This is a genomic window from Gordonibacter pamelaeae 7-10-1-b, assembly GCF_000210055.1.
GTDB lineage: Bacteria > Actinomycetota > Coriobacteriia > Coriobacteriales > Eggerthellaceae > Gordonibacter > Gordonibacter pamelaeae.
In genome coordinates, this window is record NC_021021.1 from 643,792 (window position 1) to 646,462 (window position 2,671).

Consider the following 2,671-nt stretch of genomic DNA (forward strand, 5'->3'; position numbering starts at 1 on the left):
AGCGCGAGGGCGCCGCCTGCGTGTTCCACCCCGACGAGATGCCGGTATCGAACCGGGAGACGGACCACGCGAAGCTGTCCCGCGCCTACGACCAGGGCTACGCCCAGGCCCAACGCGAGGCCGACGCCTGGGAAACGTGGCTGCAGCGCGGCTGAGGCGCGCTGCGGAGAAGGGTGCGGCGACGCCGCGCGCGAGAGGTGAGTACTCTCTGTCAAGCCGGCGTCGACACCCCACAGACCAGCCAGCGTTGACACCCCGCAGGCCAGCCGGCGCTCTGCTGCCTTGGGCCAGCAGAGCAGGCCAAGGGACCCATCACGACGGCCCAACGTGGTGGAGCGCTGTCAAGCCTGCGAGGTGTCGACGGAGGGCCCCAATTTGGCAGAGATTCCGAGATATGTGATTTTTCACCTGCCGAAAAATCGTCTCGCGGGAGAGCGCAGGCGCAAAAGGCCAGATCGGCCTATCCTGTTTAATCGATTCGAACCGAACGTGTCGGGCCGAGAGTCACACACCTCGGAATCTCTGCCATTTTTCGGTCCTCTGCCCCTGCTGCTTTTCGACACCTCCTTTCGATTCGCGTGTACTGGGGCCGGCCGGTATCCTCGGCTGCTCGCCTCGGCCGTGCGCCGGACGGCTCGGTCTGCGTACCGCGCTCCGACCGTGCTGTCGGCTATACTGGGTTGTATCGATTCAGGCGATGCGAAGGGAAACGCTCGGTGCAGCTGGGCATCACCATACCGTTGCAGCGGCATCTGCGGCTTGCGCGGCCGCCTTACGGCGAGCCGGAGGAGCCGCTCTTCTGCTGGGAGGCGCACCGTGCGGCGCTCGGCGGGGCCGACGTGCTGCTGCTGGCGAACGCGCGCAACCGGTTCGCGGCCTTCGCGTGCATGCAGCCGGGGGATTGGCGCGATTGGGAGGCCGTCGCGCTCGCGGCGTTGCACGCCTCGCTTGCAACCTGCGGGTTCGACGAGGACGCGATCGGGGCGTACCGGTTCCTCGCCGGCGCGCCCGAGGTCACGCGCACGCACGGCCGGCGTCCCGTCGCGTTCATGAACGTGCTGGTGGACAAGCTGCTGGCGCTCCCGCTTGCGCTCGACGCGGCGGCCGATCCGTTCCCGGCGGAGCTGTGCCGTCTGGCGAACGAGCAGATGCCGTGCAAGGCGGCCGGCTTCGAGGGCCTTGGCCTGCCCGCCGGACGCTTCGCCGCGGACCTCGCGCGTTTGGGGATCGCCCGCCCGTTGTAGGCGCTTCTCGACGGGCGTGCTACCATGGTCGCCGACAGAAAGGAAGCGCATGACGGCAACCGGCGACACCGCCACCTCGAAACTCGAACTGATCATGGGACGCGACGGCCTTGCGCGCCTCGCGGACTCCACCGTCATGGTGCTCGGCGTGGGCGGCGTGGGCTCGAACTGCGTGGAGGCGCTTGCGCGCGGCGGGGTGGGGCGCCTGATCGTGGTGGACCACGACGTGGTGCAGGCGAGCAACATCAACCGCCAGTCCATCGCGTTCACGAGCACCATCGGCCGCAAGAAGGTGGACGTGGCGCGCGCCATGGTGGCCGATATCAACCCCGCGGCGCAGGTGGAGGCGATCGACGAGTTCCTGCTGGCCGAGAACGTGCCGACGTTCCTCGACGCGCACGCCGGCGGGGCGGACTACGTGGTGGATGCCATCGACACGATATCGGCGAAGCTCGCCATCGCGCAGTACGCCGACGAGCGCGGGCTGCGCCTGATCAGCAGCATGGGCGCGGCGAACAAGCTGCGCCCCGAGTGCTTCCGCGTGGCGGACGTGTACGACACGGTGAACTGCCCGCTCTGCCGCATCATGCGCAAGGAGGGCCGCAAGCGCGGCATCCGGAGCCTGCGCGTGCTGTACTCGTGCGAGCAGCCGGTGGACGTGCCCGTGCGCGAGGGCGCCGCGCGCCGCGAGCGGTCGAACCTCGGCACGGCGTCGTACGTGCCGCCCATCATGGGCCAGATGATCGCCGGCGAGGTGATCTGCGCGCTGGCGGGGATCGGGCGCGCATGAGGCATCGCCTGTTCGATATGCACTGCCATCTGGACTTCGACGCCGATCCCCGTGCGCTTGCGGACGGGTTGGCGGCGTGCGGAACGGGCGCGTTCTCGACGACCGTGACGCCTGCGGGCTTCGACCGGGCCGCGCGGCTGCTCGCGCCGTGCCCCAACGTGTGCGTGGGGGCGGGGCTGCATCCCTGGTGGGTGGAAGAAGGGCCGGCGGGCGAGGCGGCCGTCGAGCGCGCCGTTGCGAACGCGGCCGCGTCGCGCTACGTGGGCGAGGTGGGGCTCGACTTCGGCCTCAAGCACGTGGCGACGCGCGGGGCCCAGGTGGCGGCGTTCGACCGTATCGCCGCAGCCTGCGCGGCGGAGGGCGGCAAGGTGCTCTCGATCCACGCCGTGCGCTCCGCGGGAACCGTGCTCGACGTCCTCGAGCGCTACGGCGTCCTCGTCGGCAGCGCCTGCATCCTCCACTGGTTCTCCGGCACGTCCGACGAGCTGCAGCGCGCCGCGAAGCTCGGCTGCTTCTTCTCCGTGGGCCCGCACATGCTGGCCTCGAAGCGCGGCCGCGCCTACGCGCAGGCCATCCCACGAGACCGCCTGCTGCTGGAAACCGACGAGCCGCCCGAGGCCGGCCCGGTCGTGCCAGC

At 70.1% G+C, this 2,671-nt stretch carries 4 protein-coding genes; all 4 read left to right on the top strand.

What is annotated here, in order from left to right; translation table 11 throughout:
- Window positions 1-155, top strand: a 155-nt coding sequence (locus GPA_RS20600; RefSeq protein WP_197533064.1) for a DUF6363 domain-containing protein, incomplete at its 5' end; no start/stop codon positions are given.
- Between the two features lie 561 nt (window positions 156-716).
- The gene (locus GPA_RS03080; protein WP_041238904.1) at window positions 717-1,244 is read left to right on the top strand and encodes a DUF6933 domain-containing protein; all 528 of its coding nucleotides are present in this window, start codon (window positions 717-719) and stop codon (window positions 1,242-1,244) included.
- Window positions 1,245-1,293: 49 nt separating this feature from the next.
- The gene (locus tag GPA_RS03085; RefSeq protein ID WP_015538899.1) at window positions 1,294-2,034 is read left to right on the top strand and encodes a tRNA threonylcarbamoyladenosine dehydratase; all 741 of its coding nucleotides are present in this window, start codon (window positions 1,294-1,296) and stop codon (window positions 2,032-2,034) included.
- On the top strand, window positions 2,031-2,671 hold a 641-nt coding region (locus tag GPA_RS03090), incomplete at its 3' end, for a TatD family hydrolase (RefSeq protein WP_049783991.1). The genes GPA_RS03085 and GPA_RS03090, both read left to right, overlap by 4 nt.